Raw genomic sequence first — 17282 nt, 5'->3', positions numbered from 1 at the left:
AATTCATTCAACTAACGAGCACGTCATATTTTTCCTTTTTTTCAAACTAAAAAAGAGGTGCATTATACACCTCTTTACATTTTAAATCAATTATGTTCTTTTTTAAAGAGCTTTTGTTTCTCTCTGCTTAATTTCGAAGCTACCAGTGCCTCGAGGAAGCTCGATGCTCTCACGCGTTTTCGCGTTTAAACCTTCTGCAATATATTCTGCAGCAACATTTGGATCAATACGATCCCCACAAGTATAAACATCAATACTCGCGTAACCGTGCTCCGGAAAGCTATGAATTGTTAAATGTGATTCCGAGATAATTACTACTCCACTTACACCTTGTGGTGCAAATTTATGGAAAGCCACCTCACGCACTTCAGCACCAGCTCTTAGTGCTGCATCCACAAATAATTGTTCAATATACGGCATGTCATTAAGCTTGTCGAAATCGCAATCCCAAAGTTCAGCGATCACGTGACGACCCATCGTATCCATAGTATCCATTCTACAGTTCCCCCTTGTAAATTTATTCTAACTGTTCGAATTGAAAACTAATTTGCAATTTGGCTTGCTCCACTACCACGGGGGAAAGTTAGTCCAGAGAGGTCCTAACCCTTTAAGTAGTGACTACGTACCTCAGCTCTTAAGTTTACGAGTGTTAGTATACTTTGTTTATTTTCATTTTGCAACAACAGTTTTTTCGATTTTCTGTCATATTTTCCTCTTTACTTTTCCCTAAAAAAAATAAATGATTCACGAATACAGTAACCTCAACGTTTCGTGGTATGTCCACTTCTAAAAATATACTTATATAATTTTTTTCCTTTTCAGAAAAAAATAAAAAAAAGAGGGCAAATATTCACTTGCCCTCCCCTTATTCAATTAAATATGTTGCACATTTTCTTGTTTCGCTAATTCATCCACAACTAACGTTACAAGATCTACAACACGACGAGAGTAGCCCCACTCGTTATCATACCAAGCAAGTACTTTCACTTTACGATCACCCATTACCATTGTAGATAAACCATCAATAATAGCTGAGTGTGTATTTGTATTAAAGTCAATAGATACTAAAGGCTCTTCGCTGAATTCTACAATGCCTTTTAACGCACCGTTTGCAACAGTTTTGAATGCATCGTTAATAGCTTCTACTGTCACATCGCGTTTTACATCTACTACTAAGTCAACAAGAGACACGTTTGGTGTCGGTACACGAAGTGCCATACCATGAAGTTTTCCATTTAAATGTGGAAGAACTTTTGCTAGCGCTTTCGCAGCACCTGTCGTTGTCGGAATAATTGATTGTCCGCAAGCACGTGCTCTTCTTAAATCTTTATGTGGGTTATCAATATTTTTTTGGTCATTTGTATAAGCGTGAACTGTCGTCATTAAACCGTTTTCAATTCCAAACTGCTCATCTAACACCTTCACAACAGGTGCTAAACAGTTTGTTGTACAAGATGCATTTGAAATAACAGTATGTTTTGTAATATCTAATTGGTCTTCGTTCACACCTACTACAATTGTTACATCTTCATTTTTACCAGGCGCTGTTAAAATAACTTTTTTCGCTCCAGCTTCAACGTGAAGAATTGCTTTTTCTTTTGAATTAAATTTACCAGTTGCTTCAATTACAACTTCAACACCTAAATCTGTCCAAGGCAATTCCTTTGGATCGCGGTTGTTTAAAAGGCGAATCATTTTCCCATCAACTAATAAGTGATCTTCAAATGCTTCTACTGTTCCGTCAAACTTGCCGTGAACTGTATCATATTTAATTAAATGTGCTAACGTTTCAGATGGATAGCTTGCATTGATTGCTACAATTTCGAATGCGCTTTCTTTTATTGCCTGACGAAATACCATTCTCCCAATACGTCCAAATCCATTAATTGCCACACGAGTCATAATATGTTATCCCCCTTGAATGCGTTATACTATTTATCTCCAATCCCAATAATAGTATAACACAAAAAGGGGATATGTCACTAAGCATTTTCATTAATTTCACAATTTTTTAGTCAATAATGTTCCAATTCTTTAAAATCACCTGTAATTGTGTTTTCGTTCCCATAATTGTGCCATCATTATTTATCACTTCATCTGCACGTTTCACTTTTTCTTCTAACGGCATTTGAGATTGAATACGAGCTGTTGCTTCTTCTTCTGAAAAATCGTTTCGCTTCATTAAACGTTCTAATTGCGTACGTGGCTTAACTGCTACAACTAAAACGCGGTCAACGAGACTTGTTAATTTACTTTCAAATAAGAGAGGAATATCTAACACAACCGCTTGCATACCTTCTTTTATGTACATTTCCTTTTGCCTATTCATTTCCTCACGCACTGCAGGATGAACAATTTTGTTTAACTGCAATCGTTTCTCTTCATTATAAAAAACGACACTTCCTAATTTCGGCCGATCCAGTTCCCCATCTTCTTGTAATACTTCCGTTCCAAACACTTCTACAATTTTGTTATATGCTGGCTTTCCTCGTTCTACAACTTCTCGTGCAATAATATCTGCATCAATAACTGGTATACTGAGCTCGCGAAACATTTGAGATACTGTACTTTTTCCGCTTGCAATACCTCCCGTTAATCCAATTACTACTGTCATCATACCCCTCCTCATAATAAAAGGCGCGAAACTAATGTTCCACGCCCGTACTTACATTTTCCAAATTCCAATAATAATGAGTAATACTCCAGGCAGGAATGTAAATTTTTGCAACCATTTCATATTTGATAAAACCGTTCCAAGTTTCATTCCAATAAATAAAAACAAAGAACTCATCACTGCAACTAATATCGCCATCATAGCCGGTGTATACCCTAATAAAGATGCACCAATTCCAGCACCGAATGAATCTACAGAAAGAGCGATACCAAGAAGTAATGCTTCTCCTGCAGAAATGGTGCCTGATTTATCGAAATCTGCTACAGTCGGTTTCCGTAAAATTTGAATGACTAACCCAAGCGAGGCAATCTCTAACTTCCAGACCTTCTCCTCTTGCTTCGGTTCTTCTTTTTTCTCACTTCGAAAAAATTGGTATAATACCCAAATTCCTATTCCAATAAGAACAAGCCCACCGATACGCGTTGCGATAACAGGTGAAAATACTTTCGCGATCATATGTCCAATTCCCATTGAAACAAGCATAACAGCCGCTGAACACATTCCGATAATTACAATTGATCTTAGTGGAATTCTTACGCTTCTTAAACCATATGTTAGCCCTACACTACAGCTATCTAAGCTTAATGTAAAAGCTAATAAAATAAGAGATAAATAAAGGTACATCGGTAAGCTCCTCCCTTATACATAGCTCTGCTGTATGTATATGACAAATGCCTATCCGATGTTATCTCTTTTCTATATTCTTGGCTGACAAATCGGGCAGTAATGCGTTCCTCTTCCGCCAACAACTGTTTTTTCTAATATCGTACCGCAAGTCACACACGGTTCTCCTTTTTTTCCATATACATTTAGAAGTTCTTGGAATGAGCCAATTTGCCCTTGTGAGTTGATATACGTTCGAATTGTACTTCCACCACGCTTCACTGCTTCGCCTAACGTTGTAACAGTCGCCTCATAAATTCGCTCAATTTCTTCTGCTGTTAAAGACGACGCTTCTCGTTCTGGATGAATTTGAGAACGGAATAAAACTTCATCTACATATATATTTCCAAGTCCTACTAAAAGACGCTGGTCTAATAATACAACTTTTATTTTACGATTTGTCTTTTGCAATCTCTCTTGTAAATACTGTGGTGTCAATTCAGCATCAAATGGCTCTGGACCTAAGTCAGCAAGAGGCATTTGATTCATTTCCTCACCTTTCTTAAAGAGATGCATCGTACCGAACTTTCTCACATCTTTATAATGTAATTCAGTTCCATCTGTAAATAAGAAACGGACGTGCGTATGCTTATCAATTGGCTCATCCTCTTGATGCAGTAAAAATTTACCTTCCATACGCAAATGTGAAACAATGACATAATTCGTTACATATAAAAGCAAAAATTTTCCTCTTCGCTTTATATTTTCAATCGTCTCGCCTTTTAGCATTTCTTTAAAGATTTTTGCATCATCTGGACGTTTTACTATTTTGGGATAGGTAACAATGACATCTTCAATTGTTTTTCCTGTTACAAGATTTTCAAGTGTCCGTCTGACGTTTTCAACCTCTGGTAATTCAGGCATTTCATCACTTCCTTATTTTGCATCGTACCAAGTTGGACCGTAAGAATAATCAACTTTCAGCGGAACTGCGAGTTCAATTGCATGCTCCATTACTTCTGGTACAAGCTTCTCTAATTTTTCAATTTCTTCTTTTGGTGCTTCAAATATTAATTCATCGTGTACTTGCAATAGAAGACGTGCTTGTAATCCTTCTTCTTCTAAACGATCTGCCATAATAATCATCGCTTTTTTAATAATATCTGCTGCAGTACCTTGAATTGGTGTATTCATAGCTGTACGCTCAGCAAAGCTACGCAAGTTGAAATTACGACTCGTAATTTCCGGAATGTAACGGCGGCGATTTAATAATGTAGCCACATATCCTTTTTGTTTCGCATCTTTTACGATGTCATCCATGTATTCTTGTACACCAGGGAAACTTTCTAAATACTTTTCAATAAATTCCGCTGCTGCTTTTCTTGTAATTCCTAAGTTTTGTGAAAGACCATAATCACTAATACCATACACAATTCCGAAGTTAACAGCTTTCGCTTGTCGTCTCATATTTGAAGTTACTTCATCTTTTTCAACGCCAAATACATCCATAGCTGTTTTCGTATGAATATCCATGTCATGTTGGAACGCTTCAACTAGCCCTTTATCATTTGCAATATGAGCTAATACACGAAGTTCAATTTGCGAATAATCTGCCGCGTACATAATCCATCCTTCTTCTGATGGAACGAATGCCTGACGAATCTTTCTTCCTTCTTCTAGTCGAATCGGGATATTTTGTAAGTTTGGATCCGTTGAACTTAATCGGCCCGTTTGCGTTAATACTTGATTGAAACGAGTATGGATTTTAGATGAATCTTCATGTACAACTTTTAATAACCCTTCAATATAAGTTGAATTTAGTTTCCCTAATTGACGGTAATGTAAAATGTTTGGAATAATTTCATGGTGATCCATCAGCTTGTCTAGTACATCAGCTGACGTAGAATAACCTGTTTTCGTCTTCTTAATAACCGGTAAGTTTAAATTCTCAAACAGAATAACACCAAGCTGCTTCGGTGAATTAATATTAAATTCTGTTCCCGCCAGCTTATAAATTTCCTGTTCCATCTCCTTTAATCTACCGGCAAGTTCTTCTCCCATATTACGAAGACGTTCTGTATCAACTTTTACACCTTTTACTTCCATATCAGCTAATACACGTGCAAGTGGTAATTCTAACTCTGTAAACAGTTCATATTGCTCATTCTTTTCTAACTCTTCAACGAACGTTTGCTTCACATCATATAATACATGCACTTTACGAGCTACATGCTCCGCTACTATCTCTAGCTCTGGAACAGCACGCTTCGCACCTTTTCCGTAAACTTCTTCATCGGATTTCACAGCATGCGTTTCTTTCATTTTCGCTACAGTGCGGAAATCTTTATCTGTATCAGCCGGATCAAGTAAATAAGCAGCAATTAATAGATCAAAGTCAATCCCTTGCACATCTATACCGTTCCATTTCAGTGCAACAATCGCACGCTTCGCATCAAATGTATACTTTCTCATTTCTCCATCCGCAAGCCACTCTTTAAAAGCATCTGACTTAAGAGCAATGTCTGTCTGAATAAAGTAACATCCATTTTCATTTTGAATACCGAAACCTTGAATATCTGCTTTATGATAATTATCTTCTTGTACTTCAACGATAAGCGCACTATCTTGTTGAAGCATTTCTTCTGTAACTTCTTCCACAATATCAAATGTAATATCATCTAATTCAGCTGGAGCCGTTTCTTCTGGCGTAACACCTAATTTATTTAAAAGAGATGTGAATCCTAAATTCTCGAACATTGGAATGACATCACTTGCTTCATACCCTTTATACTCCATATCATCCACATGCACAGTAATCGGCGCATCTGTAATAATCGTTGCAAGATCTTTACTCATAAGAGCTTGCTCTTTATTTGCTTCCAGCTTTTCTTTTAATTTCTTCCCGCTTACTTGATCTATATTTTCATACACTTCTTCAACTGTTCCAAACTGTGTTAACAATTTAATCGCCGTTTTTTCACCAACTCCTGGTACACCTGGAATATTATCTGATTGGTCTCCCATTAAGCCTTTCATATCGATAATTTGCTTTGGTGATAAGCTGTATTTCTCAAATAAAGCTTCTTTCGTATATTCATCTACTTCCGTAATCCCTTTTCTAGGAATGCATACAAGCGTGTTATCAGAAACAAGTTGAAGTAAATCTTTATCTCCTGAAATAACTTTTACACTAGCTCCTTGTTCACTCGCTTCTTTCGCTAGCGTTCCCATAATGTCATCCGCTTCATAATTTTCTAATTCATAACGCGGTACGTTGAATGCATCGAGCATCTCACGAATAAACGGGAATTGCTCTGATAACTCAGGTGGAGTCTTTTGACGTCCTCCTTTATACTCACTATATGTTTTATGACGGAATGTCGTTTTACCCGCATCAAATGCTACTAACATGTGCGTCGGTTTTTCTTCCTCTAATATTCTCATTAACATCATTGTAAAACCGTAAATTGCGTTCGTATGTATACCCTTGTCGTTATTTAAAAGCGGTAGTGCAAAGAAAGCACGATACGCGATATTATTACCATCTACTAATACGACCTTTTTTTCCAAATCAGAAACCTCCCCATACAAATTTGAAATGATTTTTTTCACAGAAAAAAACCGTTTCTTTCCTCTCTCTATATTAACATGACTAATAGAGAGAAGAAAAATAACGGTTATTTTCTTTCATATATAAAACAGACTTATATTGGCATAAAGGGAAGTGACGAGAACAGCTTAACTATTCTCGTCCAAAATTACTCCTTGGATGAAGGGGTTTTCATGTATTATATTAACAGAGCTTTATTAATATTTAATTAAGCCATTGTTAATATATTGTAAACATCCTTCATCCTATTTTTCAGTTGCTGATTTTGGTAAAACAACTGTAAATGTTGTCCCTTCCCCAACTTCACTATCCACTGTAATCGTACCGTGATGCGCCTCAACTAAATGCTTTACAATCGATAACCCAAGGCCTGTACCACCAGTGTTTCTACTTCTCGCTTTATCCACTCGGTAAAAGCGTTCAAAAATACGTGGAATTTCATCTTTACTAATACCAATTCCAGTATCTGATACTTTTATATAAGCATTATATTTATCTTCTGCTAATTCTACAGAAACAACGCCTCCAGCCGGTGTATATACGATTGCGTTATTCATTAAATTAATAAAGATCTGCTGCAAACGACTTGGATCTCCAATGACAGAGACACGTTTTAGTGTATTTACTTGTAAAGAGATTTCTTTTTCTCCCGCTTTATTATCAAGCACCATATGAATGTCTTCAAGAAGCCCCTTCATATCAACGGTCCCCATACTCAATTTAAATCCTTGTTGCTCAATCTTTGATAAATCTAATAAATCTTCAATTAATCCTTGCATACGTTCACTTTCTTTTAAAATAATATGCAAGAAATGCTCGCAGAATTTTTTATTATCCATAGCACCGTCTAAAAGTGTTTCTGAAAAACCTTTAATAGAAGTAATCGGCGTTTTTAGTTCATGGGAAACATTCGCTAAAAAGTCTTTTCTCATTTGTTCTAACTTTTTCAGCTCAGTAATGTCATGGAATACAAGGACAATCCCTTTCCATTCATGATTCGTCCCGATAATCGGTGCTCCATATACCTCGAAATGCTTTCGCTCAATGCCAAGTGGCAATAACATTTGTTTGCGCACTTTCACTTCTGTCATAAAGATTTCTTCCACAAGCTCTATAATTTCCGGATGATGAAACGACTCATAATATAAACGATCTAAATATTCTTCATCTGTGACGTGAAAAGTTTCCTTATACGAACGGTTTACAAGGTTGATATAACCGCGGCTATCAATTAAAATCATTCCACTTCCCATATTTTCAATTAACGTATGCAGACGATCTTGTTGCATTTCTTGCTCAAGTGTCATCTCTTGTAAATTACGAGCTAAAATATTAATCGCTTTACTTAACATTCCCGTTTCATCCGAATGACTTTCATAAGCGCGTGCTTTATAATTCCCCTTCGCTAATTCGATGGCAACTTTCGTAACGGATTCAATCGGCCTAATATATTGCCCTGTAATTTTCATACCTAAAAATACGACTACAAGACACGCAATAACAAATCCGATAATTAATAATCCCCACGTTTTTTGATGAACGTCTTTCAAAGGCTCAATTGTGCTCTTTACCAAAATGTATCCTTGTTTCCCTGCTACATCTTGCACGAACACCGCATGGTAAAATTCATTATTTTGATCTGTTTCTTTCGTAATGACTTTATTTCTTTGTTTCGTTGTTTCAGAGGAAAGTTCTTTTATTATCCCTTGGCTAAAAGCAGACGGTTCTCCCCCGCTATATTGAACTTTCTTTTTTTCATCTACAAAGGCAATAGAAGCCTGAATTTTTTCTTCTAGCTTTTTAAATATATATGGATTTTTTAAAACATCATCAAAACCTTGTTCTTCTGCTAATACCGCAACATACTCTGTCTCTTTTACCATTCTCTCTTTCGCATGATCTATATAATAGTTTTCAAACACGGTTTCCAGCAATAAACCGAGTCCGACTAAAATAAAAACAATAAGAGAAACAAATGTAAAAAGAAGCCTGGAACGAAATTTATTCATCCCCTTTTGGCTCCTCTAATTTATATCCTAAACCACGTATCGTTTTAATGTACGTCGGTTTTTTCGTATTTTGTTCAATTTTATCGCGCAAATGGCTAATATGAACGTCAACAATTCGTGTATCACCAGCGAAATCATAATTCCATACAGCACTTAATAATTGATCACGCGTTAATACGCGACTTTTATTTTTCGCAAGATAAACAAGTAGTTCAAATTCTTTTGGTGTTAATTCAAGCTTTCTTCCTTGGAAATAAGCCTCATAAAACTCTGGTAAAATTTTAAGTTCAGCAATTGTAATGCTCTCTTCATCTGATGATTCTGTAACTTGCTCTTCTTGTTGTAATTTCGTACGGCGTAAAATTGCCTTCACACGCGCGACAACTTCCCTTGGACTAAATGGCTTCGTCATATAATCATCAGCCCCAAGTTCAAGACCTAGCACCTTATCAAATTCATCATCTTTTGCTGTTAACATTAAAATCGGCGTCATAACGCGCTGCAATCGTAATTCTTTACATACTTCCATACCATCCATTTTTGGAAGCATTAAATCTAATATAATTAAATCTGGACGTTCTGTTGTCGCTTTTTGAAGCGCCATTTCTCCATCCATCGCTGTTATCACTTCAAAACCAGCTTGTTGTAAATTAAATTCGATTAAAGTTAAGATAAACTCCTCATCATCAACTACTAAAATACGATTGTTCATTCTTTTCCTCCAAGTTATAGACTTGAAACCTTCTTCATCCTAGTATTTTCCCCGTTATTCTCATCATACTAGAAAACAAGGTCCCTCTCAATATAATTGTCTATTCATGGATTCGGATTGCGCAATTAACTTGTAGTGATCCATACTTTATACACTTCTATATCTTTATTAAATTCAATACTCGTATGAATATGATATTCTCGACTTTGCGCTAAGAAAAAAGAAAGAGCATACGCTATTTTATAATCTAGCGTTTCATACCCATCAAATACTCTTCCATGCATTTCATTCGCAACCCCGTCCGCCCACACTTCAGCTTCTCTTATCGTTTCAAAGATAACGTCTTCTCTTTTCCATCTCACCTTAAAAATCACTCCTTTCATTGACTTACATTAATAATCTGTATATTATAAATTTAAATATATAGATATAAAAAGTATGGAGGTCTATTATGCGACTAGTTCTACCTATTCTATCTTTACTAGTAACATGCATCCTTACTTTCAACGCCCCAAGCTGGGATACGATTAAAATAGGGTGTTCAGATTTTGCTGAAGGGTTCGCACAAGGATTCTTTAACTAAAAATAGCGCTAGCACCCCTTATTAAAGGTATGCTAGCGCTATTCATATTTTCATGTTTTAAAAATTATCTAATGCTTTTTCCATAATAGAGACTGATTTGTAAGGTGGCGTTACTGTTAATGAGCCTTTCACAACAGTATCCCCTTTTTCATCATGAGCAGATACAAGCATATCAATTGTATGTTCCTCCTCAGAAACAGCCACAACTTCAAAGTGGATTTGTAACGTTTCATAATGGTGAACATGCTTCACGAACGTAAGGTCCTTTCTCGTAATATGACTACCTGGACCTGGTAAATATTTCGTAACTGCCGTTGTAATTATTCCAGTTAGCATAATGCTTGGTACAATCGGCTTTTCATACGGAGTTTGGGATGCGTAATCATGCTGAATATATAATGGATTGGCATCATTCGTTAACCCTAAGTACAATAACAAATCTTTATCCTCAATTTTTTCAGTGATAGATAATTTCTCTCCTACTGTAATTTCATCCATTTTACGACCGATTTGAACTTTTTTCTTTAACATGTTACAACCCCCTCCGATTTTTTCACCTTATTATCCTACGAAAAGCGATACCTGATCCGAAATTTACTATGATGAGGGCAATGTATAGTATAAATCTACAGTTTCATTATAGGATATTACAAATGATAGCGTTTTCATGTTATTTCAAAAAAACATTTGTATAAATAGTAGAAAAAGATTCGGGGCCCCGAATCTTTTTCTACTTCTATTTCATTATTAAACAAGAACTTTCATAACGTTACGTACAGATTCTACAGAGCGATCTAACGCCTCTTTTTCATCTGCAAGAAGTTCTAATTCAATAATTTTTTCAATTCCGTTACCACCAAGAATTACTGGTACCCCTAAGTAAAGATCGCTATAACCATATTCACCTTCAAGGTACGCAATAGCCGGTAATACACGGCGTTGATCTTTTAAGATTGCTTCTGTCATTTCAACTAAAGAAGCAGCTGGTGCGTAATATGCACTACCGTTTCCTAATAAGCCTACAATCTCACCGCCACCTTTACGGGTACGTTCTACGATTGCTTCTAAACGCTCTTTCGGAATTAACGTTTCTAACGGAATGCCACCTGCATAAGAATAACGTACAAGAGGTACCATATCGTCACCGTGTCCACCAAGAACAAATCCTGTAATGTCTTTCACAGAAAGATTTAATTCTTGAGCGATGAATGTACGGAAACGAGCTGTATCTAATACGCCCGATTGACCGATAACACGCTCTTTCGGGAATCCCGCTTCTTTAAATACAGAATATGTCATTGCATCAACTGGATTTGTTAATACAACAATAATTGCATTTGGTGAATGTTTTGCAATGTCGCGCGTAATACTTTTCATAATTTTAGAGTTTGTTGCTACTAAGTCATCACGGCTCATACCAGGCTTACGCGCAATACCTGCTGTAATCACAACAACGTCAGAATCAGCAGTATCTGCGTAATCAGATGTTCCAATAATGTTAGCATCAAAACCTTGTACTGGGCTCGCTTCTAACATATCTAACGCTTTCCCTTTTGTTGGATTTTCCAGTTGTGGAATGTCCACTAATACAACATCTGCAAGTTCTTTTTGTGCTAATAAGAATGCTGTTGTTGCTCCTGTAAATCCTGCACCGATGACTGAAACTTTCTTGCGTTTGATTGTCATAATTTACCCCCCGCTTTAATTATGCGTTTTTGATTATCGCTACATCCATGTTTTTAATAAGTTCATTAGCGAACTCAGAACATTTCACTTCTGTTGCACCTTCCATTAAGCGTGCGAAATCATAAGTCACTACTTTTGAAGCAATTGTTTTCTCAACTGAAGCAGTTACTAATTTCGCAGCTTCGTTCCATCCTAAGTGCTCTAATAATAATACACCAGAAAGAAGAACTGAAGATGGGTTTACTTTATCTAAACCTGCATATTTTGGAGCTGTACCGTGCGTAGCTTCAAAGATAGCATGTCCAGTCACATAGTTAATGTTTGCACCAGGTGCAATACCAATTCCACCTACTTGTGCAGCAAGTGCATCAGAGATGTAGTCTCCGTTTAAATTCATTGTTGCAACAACATCGAACTCACGTGGACGAGTTAAAATTTGTTGTAAGAAGATGTCTGCAATAGAATCTTTTACGATGATTTTTCCAGCCACTTCAGCGTCTGCCATCGCTTTATTCGCTGCATCTTTTCCATCTTTCTCAACGATACGATCATATTCAGCCCAAGTAAATACTTTGTCGCCGAATTCTTGTTCCGCTACTTCGTAACCCCAGTTTTTGAAAGCACCTTCTGTAAATTTCATAATGTTTCCTTTATGAACTAATGTAACAGAAGAGCGTTTTTCGTTAATTGCATATTGAATTGCAGCACGAACAAGACGTTTTGTCCCTTCTTCTGAGATTGGCTTAATACCAATACCAGATGTTTCTGGGAAGCGAATTTTATTCACACCCATTACTTCTTTTAAGAAAGTAAGAACTTTTTCTGCTTCTGGAGATCCTTGCGCATATTCAATTCCAGCATAAATGTCTTCTGTATTTTCACGGAAAATAACCATATCAGTATCTTCCGGACGTTTTACAGGTGAAGGAACACCTTCAAAATAACGAACTGGACGTAGACATACATATAAATCTAATTCTTGACGAAGTGCTACGTTTAGAGAACGAATACCACCGCCAACTGGAGTTGTAAGTGGACCTTTAATTGCGATTAAATATTCACGAATTAAATTTAAAGTTTCTTCTGGTAACCACTCGCCTGTTTGGTTGAATGCTTTTTCCCCTGCAAGCACTTCTTTCCAAACGATTTTCTTCTCACCATCATAAGCTTTTTCAACTGCTGCTTCTAGTACACGAGATGCAGCTGCCCAAATATCAGGACCAATTCCATCTCCTTCAATAAATGGAATAATCGGATTGTTTGGTACATTCATAACACCATTAGTTACAGTAATTTTTTCACCTGTCGTCAATGTGATAACCCCCATGTTTGAAATTTCATATGTATGAAACTGAGGGAATAACCCCTCAGTTCAAACCGTTAGTCAAATTAAAATATTCTAATCATTACATCTTTCCGAAAAAATCAGACTTTTGAAAGCGTATTTTCACTATCAAAATAGTGTTATTCGCTTATCGTTGTGCAATCGGAACATAAACTTGATGTGTTGGTCCATTATAATCAGCACGCGGACGGATTAAACGGTTATTTTCATATTGTTCTAGAATATGAGCTAACCAGCCTGACATACGGCTAATTGCAAAAATAGGTGTAAATAAGTCATGGTCAATTCCTAAACAATGGTATACAGAAGCTGAATAGAAATCAACATTTGGTGGAAGACCTTTTTCTTTTGTTACAATGTCTTCAATTTTGATAGACATATTATACCATTTCTCTTCTCCTAAAAGCACGCATAATCTCTTAGACATTTCGCGTAAATGTTTTGCACGTGGATCACCATGCTCATATACACGGTGGCCAAAGCCCATAATTTTCACTTTATTTTGAAGAGCATTATGAATATATGATTCTACATTTTCTTCTTCGCCAATTTCAGTTAACATCTTCATTACATTTTCATTTGCCCCGCCGTGAAGAGGACCTTTTAACGCACCGATTGCTGCTGTAATACCAGAATATACATCTGAAAGTGTAGCTACACAAACGCGTGCAGTAAATGTAGAAGCGTTTAACTCATGATCTGCGTGAAGTACAAGCGCCTTATCAAAAGCTTCAATTTCAACTTCGTTTGGCTCGCGATCATTTAACATGTACAAGAAGTTTGCAGCTAATGATAAATCATTTCTAGGCTCAACAACATCTAAGCCTTTACGGATTCTTGCGTAAGCAGCAACTAAAGTTCCTACTTGAGCCTGTAATTTAACCGCTTTCAAATAATTGGACTTTTCATCCATAATTTCAGCGCTCTCATCGTATAATGATAGCATGGAAATTGCAGTTCGTAAAACAGACATCGGATGTGCGATTTTTAAATCTACTTGTTTCAAATATGCTAAAATCTCACCTGGAACTTTATAGTATTCCGATACAATCTCCTTAAATTCCGCTAGTTCTTGCTCGTTAGGAAGCTTGCGATGCCATAATAAGTACACTACTTCTTCAAATGTAGCATTCTCAGCTAAATCATCAATATTATACCCAACATAAGTTAATGTATCATCAATAATAGAGCTCACAGATGATGTTGTTGCTACTACCCCTTCTAAACCTCGAATAACAGTCATGACATTCTCTCCTTTTCCTGAAAATTCTCCCAACCTTGCTCCTTATATCTATTTGCTCCCCTTTTGAATTATGAACGCCCGTTCACTCTTTAGGCAAGCAAAATGCACGATCATGCGAATTTGTTGCGATGTTCCCCTCTTATTGTCCATTGTTTACATGGAAAGCATGAGCGTGAATGTCTCCCCGAATCCTCACGCTCAAAACAACAAGTTAGTGAGGAAAATGAATTCCGAAGAGTTTTATGATAAAAACAACATAAAGCAATATCATTATAAAATTGTTTTATGTTGTTTTTATTTTATCTGGTGTAAAGTCTCTGCTGTTATGTAACTTTTCAAAGTTTCTAATCCTATTATAAACAATTATCTGACTTTTGTGAACAGAAAGAATTCAAAAATTTTATATTACTATAAAATTCTTTATTTAAACATCTGTATAATACTCATAACTGCATAGGCAATTCCAGCCCCAATTAATGGACCTACAGCGACCCCATTAAATAAAGCAACTGCTATAATTGTCCCGAAAACGAGTGCAGTTGTAATATGAGGATCTGTCGTTAATAATTGTACGCCACCTTTCGCTAACAGAGCAACTGCTACCCCTGAAGCTAAAGCAATCCATGCATAATACGATTTCGCTGCTTCCCCAAGTTGTTTAAAACCTATTTCCCCCGTTGCAATCGGTACGAGTACTGCTATTGTAATAACCGTAACACCGAGGTTAATCCCTTTCGTTTGTAGATAAGGGAAGACTTTATCTCCTAGAAACGTAAATTTCAATAGAAATAACACACCAATAGCTACAGTAAGCGATTGGTTTTTTGCAATAAGTCCTATAATAAGTAGTATGAATAAAAATAACGTTGACTGACTAATCATGTTTGCACTTCCTTTCTGAAAATAATGAACTCATTTCCAAACAAAAATACCTTTAAACCTATCGTTATACATGCTATATCGATGCCTATCCAACATGAATCACTTCATTTTTTATGCATTTTAAAATGAAAAACTGAGACTTTCACCATACAAATGTAAGCATGTATACATTTTAAAAAACGGGCGTCTCTCCTTTCTTTTCTAATTAGAAACAGGTAAAATAAAAAGAAGAGAAAATGAAGTTTTTACCATATAGTAGAAGCATCAACACCAAGCTTTCACAGTCACTCACGTACTGAAAAAGCAGGAAAAATCCATCATTCCACTATAACATAAAGTGAAACTTTAATCAGTGGGGCACACTCGTTATAAGTTGAACGAATTAGGATAATCCAAATTGGAATGGGAGGTATACATCTTTGAATCGAAACTTACTATATATGATATTGCGACTCATATTTGTCATTGTAGCTACGGTAGCCGGGTTCTATGCATTACTATATATGTCAGGACTTATCTATCCTTTTATTATCGCTTTCGCATTTGCTTATTTGATTAATCCTGTCGTCAATTTCCTTAATCAAAAACTACAATTTCCTCGCGCACTCGCAGTACTCGTTAGCTTAATTCTCGTATTTGGAGCTATCGTCGGACTCGTTACATACCTTGTAACAGAAGCAATATCTGCTACAACATACTTACTACAACTTGTTACAGTAAAATTTCCGGATATCGTTGCATTCGCTCAGCAGTTTGCACTTAATCATATTATGCCTCTCTATGATGATTTAATTTCTAAATTTAATCATCTTGGGGAACCACAGCGCTATACGATTACACAAAACATTCAAAACTTAGGAACTGAAGCAACGACGCAAATGAAAGAACTTTTAACCGCTATTATAAGCGGGTTAACAAATTTTATTAGTGCACTACCAACTACTTTAACTGTACTTGTTTTCGTTTTATTAGCCACTTTCTTCATTAGTTACGATTGGCATCGTCTTGCTCAGAAGGTAAGAAAGTTTTTGCCCAACCGTGTTCATGGCTATGGAAAAACTATTTTTGTGGATTTAAGAAAAGCTTTATTCGGTTTTGTTAAAGCACAACTTACACTCGTATCTATGACAACTGTTATTGTATTAATCGGACTTTTAATATTACGCGTACCATACGCCATTACTATCGCGATTATTACAGGGGTTGTAGATTTACTCCCGTATTTAGGAACAGGAGCTGTCTTCGTTCCTTGGGTTATATACGTATTTTTCACTGGCGACACTGCTTTCGCCATCGGTCTTCTCATTTTATACATCGTCGTGATTGTCCAAAGACAAATTATGGAGCCAAAGGTACTTTCATCTAATATCGGCCTTGATCCATTAGCAACACTGATTGCTCTATTTGTCGGCTTTAAGCTCTTTGGCTTCTTAGGATTAATTATCGGTCCAGTCACCTTAGTACTACTTAATACATTACACAAAGCTCGTGTATTCCATGATTTGTGGAAATATATTAAAGGCTCACCTTCAAAATAATAGTTTCTAATTCATACACAACAAAAAACTTACATGTAATCAGTGGGAAATTCCCACTGATTATTCCTTGTACTTATTTTTCATACTCATTACATAAAACAAGAGAATTGCACTCAAAAAAGATAATTCTCTTGTTTTTTTGCATAAAAAACGCATATTTCGTGGTGTTTTTACATATTTATTCTGTTATTATTATAATTATTACTTACATTTATTACTTTTTATGTAAATGAATAAATATACAAAATGGCATAAAATGAGACTTAAACTGACCGTTTGCCTATTCTTATTTAACTTTTTTCATTCCAATTCATTCTTTTTTACATACAAAAACAATCTTAAGTTCAGATTCCCACTTTAAACACACTAATTCAGAGTTAACAACTCCCCAAATCAC

General features: G+C 36.1%; 16 protein-coding genes. 2 read left to right on the top strand and 14 right to left on the bottom strand.

What is annotated here, in order from left to right; all coding sequences use genetic code 11:
* Positions 1-102: 102 nt before the first annotated feature.
* The 9 genes from speD to PDK19_RS00535 form a co-directional block, all read right to left on the bottom strand.
* Entirely contained in the window at positions 103-486 is a 384-nt protein-coding gene (gene speD / locus PDK19_RS00575) for an adenosylmethionine decarboxylase (RefSeq protein ID WP_002003660.1), read from the bottom strand.
* 387 nt (positions 487-873) lie between these two features.
* Complete coding sequence (locus tag PDK19_RS00570; protein ID WP_000198972.1) at positions 874-1902, bottom strand: glyceraldehyde-3-phosphate dehydrogenase; 1029 nt, start codon at positions 1900-1902, stop codon at positions 874-876.
* A 109-nt stretch (positions 1903-2011) separates the two neighbouring features.
* Positions 2012-2614, bottom strand: a complete 603-nt coding sequence (gene coaE / locus PDK19_RS00565; protein WP_000219318.1) for a dephospho-CoA kinase — start codon at positions 2612-2614, stop codon at positions 2012-2014.
* 51 nt (positions 2615-2665) lie between these two features.
* Positions 2666-3298 carry a sporulation membrane protein YtaF gene (gene ytaF / locus PDK19_RS00560; protein ID WP_000281752.1) on the bottom strand — a complete coding sequence of 211 codons (633 nt, stop codon included), beginning with the start codon at positions 3296-3298 and terminating at the stop codon, positions 2666-2668.
* Positions 3299-3370: 72 nt separating this feature from the next.
* Entirely contained in the window at positions 3371-4201 is an 831-nt protein-coding gene (mutM, locus tag PDK19_RS00555; RefSeq protein WP_001114498.1) for a DNA-formamidopyrimidine glycosylase, read from the bottom strand.
* A gap of 12 nt (positions 4202-4213) precedes the next feature.
* A complete protein-coding gene (polA, locus tag PDK19_RS00550; RefSeq protein ID WP_062821911.1) occupies positions 4214-6847 on the bottom strand; it encodes a DNA polymerase I in 2634 nt (877 codons plus the stop codon).
* A 285-nt stretch (positions 6848-7132) separates the two neighbouring features.
* Entirely contained in the window at positions 7133-8896 is a 1764-nt protein-coding gene (gene phoR, locus PDK19_RS00545; RefSeq protein ID WP_001032116.1) for a sensory box histidine kinase PhoR, read from the bottom strand.
* Positions 8889-9608, bottom strand: a complete 720-nt coding sequence (gene phoP, locus PDK19_RS00540) for a two-component system response regulator PhoP (protein ID WP_001065225.1) — start codon at positions 9606-9608, stop codon at positions 8889-8891. The genes phoR and phoP overlap by 8 nt, the downstream gene beginning before the upstream one ends.
* A gap of 125 nt (positions 9609-9733) precedes the next feature.
* The gene (locus tag PDK19_RS00535) at positions 9734-9970 is read right to left on the bottom strand and encodes a hypothetical protein (protein ID WP_001267377.1); all 237 of its coding nucleotides are present in this window, start codon (positions 9968-9970) and stop codon (positions 9734-9736) included.
* An 89-nt stretch (positions 9971-10059) separates the two neighbouring features.
* Here PDK19_RS00535 and PDK19_RS00530 point away from each other — a divergent pair, with 89 nt between their 5' ends.
* Positions 10060-10191, top strand: a complete 132-nt coding sequence (locus PDK19_RS00530; protein ID WP_074567708.1) for a hypothetical protein — start codon at positions 10060-10062, stop codon at positions 10189-10191.
* A 57-nt stretch (positions 10192-10248) separates the two neighbouring features.
* Here the strand turns inward: PDK19_RS00530 and PDK19_RS00525 are convergent, their stop codons facing one another.
* From PDK19_RS00525 to PDK19_RS00505, 5 genes are all read right to left on the bottom strand, one after another.
* Positions 10249-10722 (bottom strand): MaoC family dehydratase, encoded by a 474-nt coding sequence (locus PDK19_RS00525; protein WP_000914173.1) that lies wholly within the window; start codon positions 10720-10722, stop codon positions 10249-10251.
* A 216-nt stretch (positions 10723-10938) separates the two neighbouring features.
* Entirely contained in the window at positions 10939-11877 is a 939-nt protein-coding gene (gene mdh, locus PDK19_RS00520; RefSeq protein WP_000153232.1) for a malate dehydrogenase, read from the bottom strand.
* 19 nt (positions 11878-11896) lie between these two features.
* A complete protein-coding gene (gene icd / locus PDK19_RS00515) occupies positions 11897-13189 on the bottom strand; it encodes an NADP-dependent isocitrate dehydrogenase (RefSeq protein ID WP_000206904.1) in 1293 nt (430 codons plus the stop codon).
* Between the two features lie 160 nt (positions 13190-13349).
* Positions 13350-14498 carry a citrate synthase gene (gene citZ / locus PDK19_RS00510; protein WP_000503657.1) on the bottom strand — a complete coding sequence of 383 codons (1149 nt, stop codon included), beginning with the start codon at positions 14496-14498 and terminating at the stop codon, positions 13350-13352.
* A gap of 387 nt (positions 14499-14885) precedes the next feature.
* On the bottom strand, positions 14886-15347 hold the full coding sequence (locus PDK19_RS00505; protein WP_000625507.1) for a DUF441 domain-containing protein: 462 nt from the start codon (positions 15345-15347) through the stop codon (positions 14886-14888).
* 419 nt (positions 15348-15766) lie between these two features.
* On the opposite strand from PDK19_RS00505, the gene ytvI reads away from it, so the two are divergent.
* On the top strand, positions 15767-16885 hold the full coding sequence (gene ytvI, locus PDK19_RS00500) for a sporulation integral membrane protein YtvI (RefSeq protein WP_001081377.1): 1119 nt from the start codon (positions 15767-15769) through the stop codon (positions 16883-16885).
* Positions 16886-17282: the final 397 nt, after the last annotated feature.

It is taken from the genome of Bacillus cereus group sp. BcHK124, assembly GCF_027712065.1.
In the GTDB taxonomy this organism is placed as follows: domain Bacteria; phylum Bacillota; class Bacilli; order Bacillales; family Bacillaceae_G; genus Bacillus_A; species Bacillus_A pacificus.
Note: the sequence above shows the minus strand (reverse complement) of the source record. Positions and strands in the feature narration are given on the sequence as shown.

Coding starts and splice junctions, on each gene's coding strand:
- speD (WP_002003660.1), bottom strand. CDS start 486: ATGGATACGATGGGTCGTCACGTGATCGCTGAACTTTGGGATTGCGAT.
- PDK19_RS00570 (WP_000198972.1), bottom strand. CDS start 1,902: ATGACTCGTGTGGCAATTAATGGATTTGGACGTATTGGGAGAATGGTA.
- coaE (WP_000219318.1), bottom strand. CDS start 2,614: ATGACAGTAGTAATTGGATTAACGGGAGGTATTGCAAGCGGAAAAAGT.
- ytaF (WP_000281752.1), bottom strand. CDS start 3,298: ATGTACCTTTATTTATCTCTTATTTTATTAGCTTTTACATTAAGCTTA.
- mutM (WP_001114498.1), bottom strand. CDS start 4,201: ATGCCTGAATTACCAGAGGTTGAAAACGTCAGACGGACACTTGAAAAT.
- phoR (WP_001032116.1), bottom strand. CDS start 8,896: ATGAATAAATTTCGTTCCAGGCTTCTTTTTACATTTGTTTCTCTTATT.
- phoP (WP_001065225.1), bottom strand. CDS start 9,608: ATGAACAATCGTATTTTAGTAGTTGATGATGAGGAGTTTATCTTAACT.
- PDK19_RS00530 (WP_074567708.1), top strand. CDS start 10,060: ATGCGACTAGTTCTACCTATTCTATCTTTACTAGTAACATGCATCCTT.
- PDK19_RS00525 (WP_000914173.1), bottom strand. CDS start 10,722: ATGTTAAAGAAAAAAGTTCAAATCGGTCGTAAAATGGATGAAATTACA.
- mdh (WP_000153232.1), bottom strand. CDS start 11,877: ATGACAATCAAACGCAAGAAAGTTTCAGTCATCGGTGCAGGATTTACA.
- PDK19_RS00505 (WP_000625507.1), bottom strand. CDS start 15,347: ATGATTAGTCAGTCAACGTTATTTTTATTCATACTACTTATTATAGGA.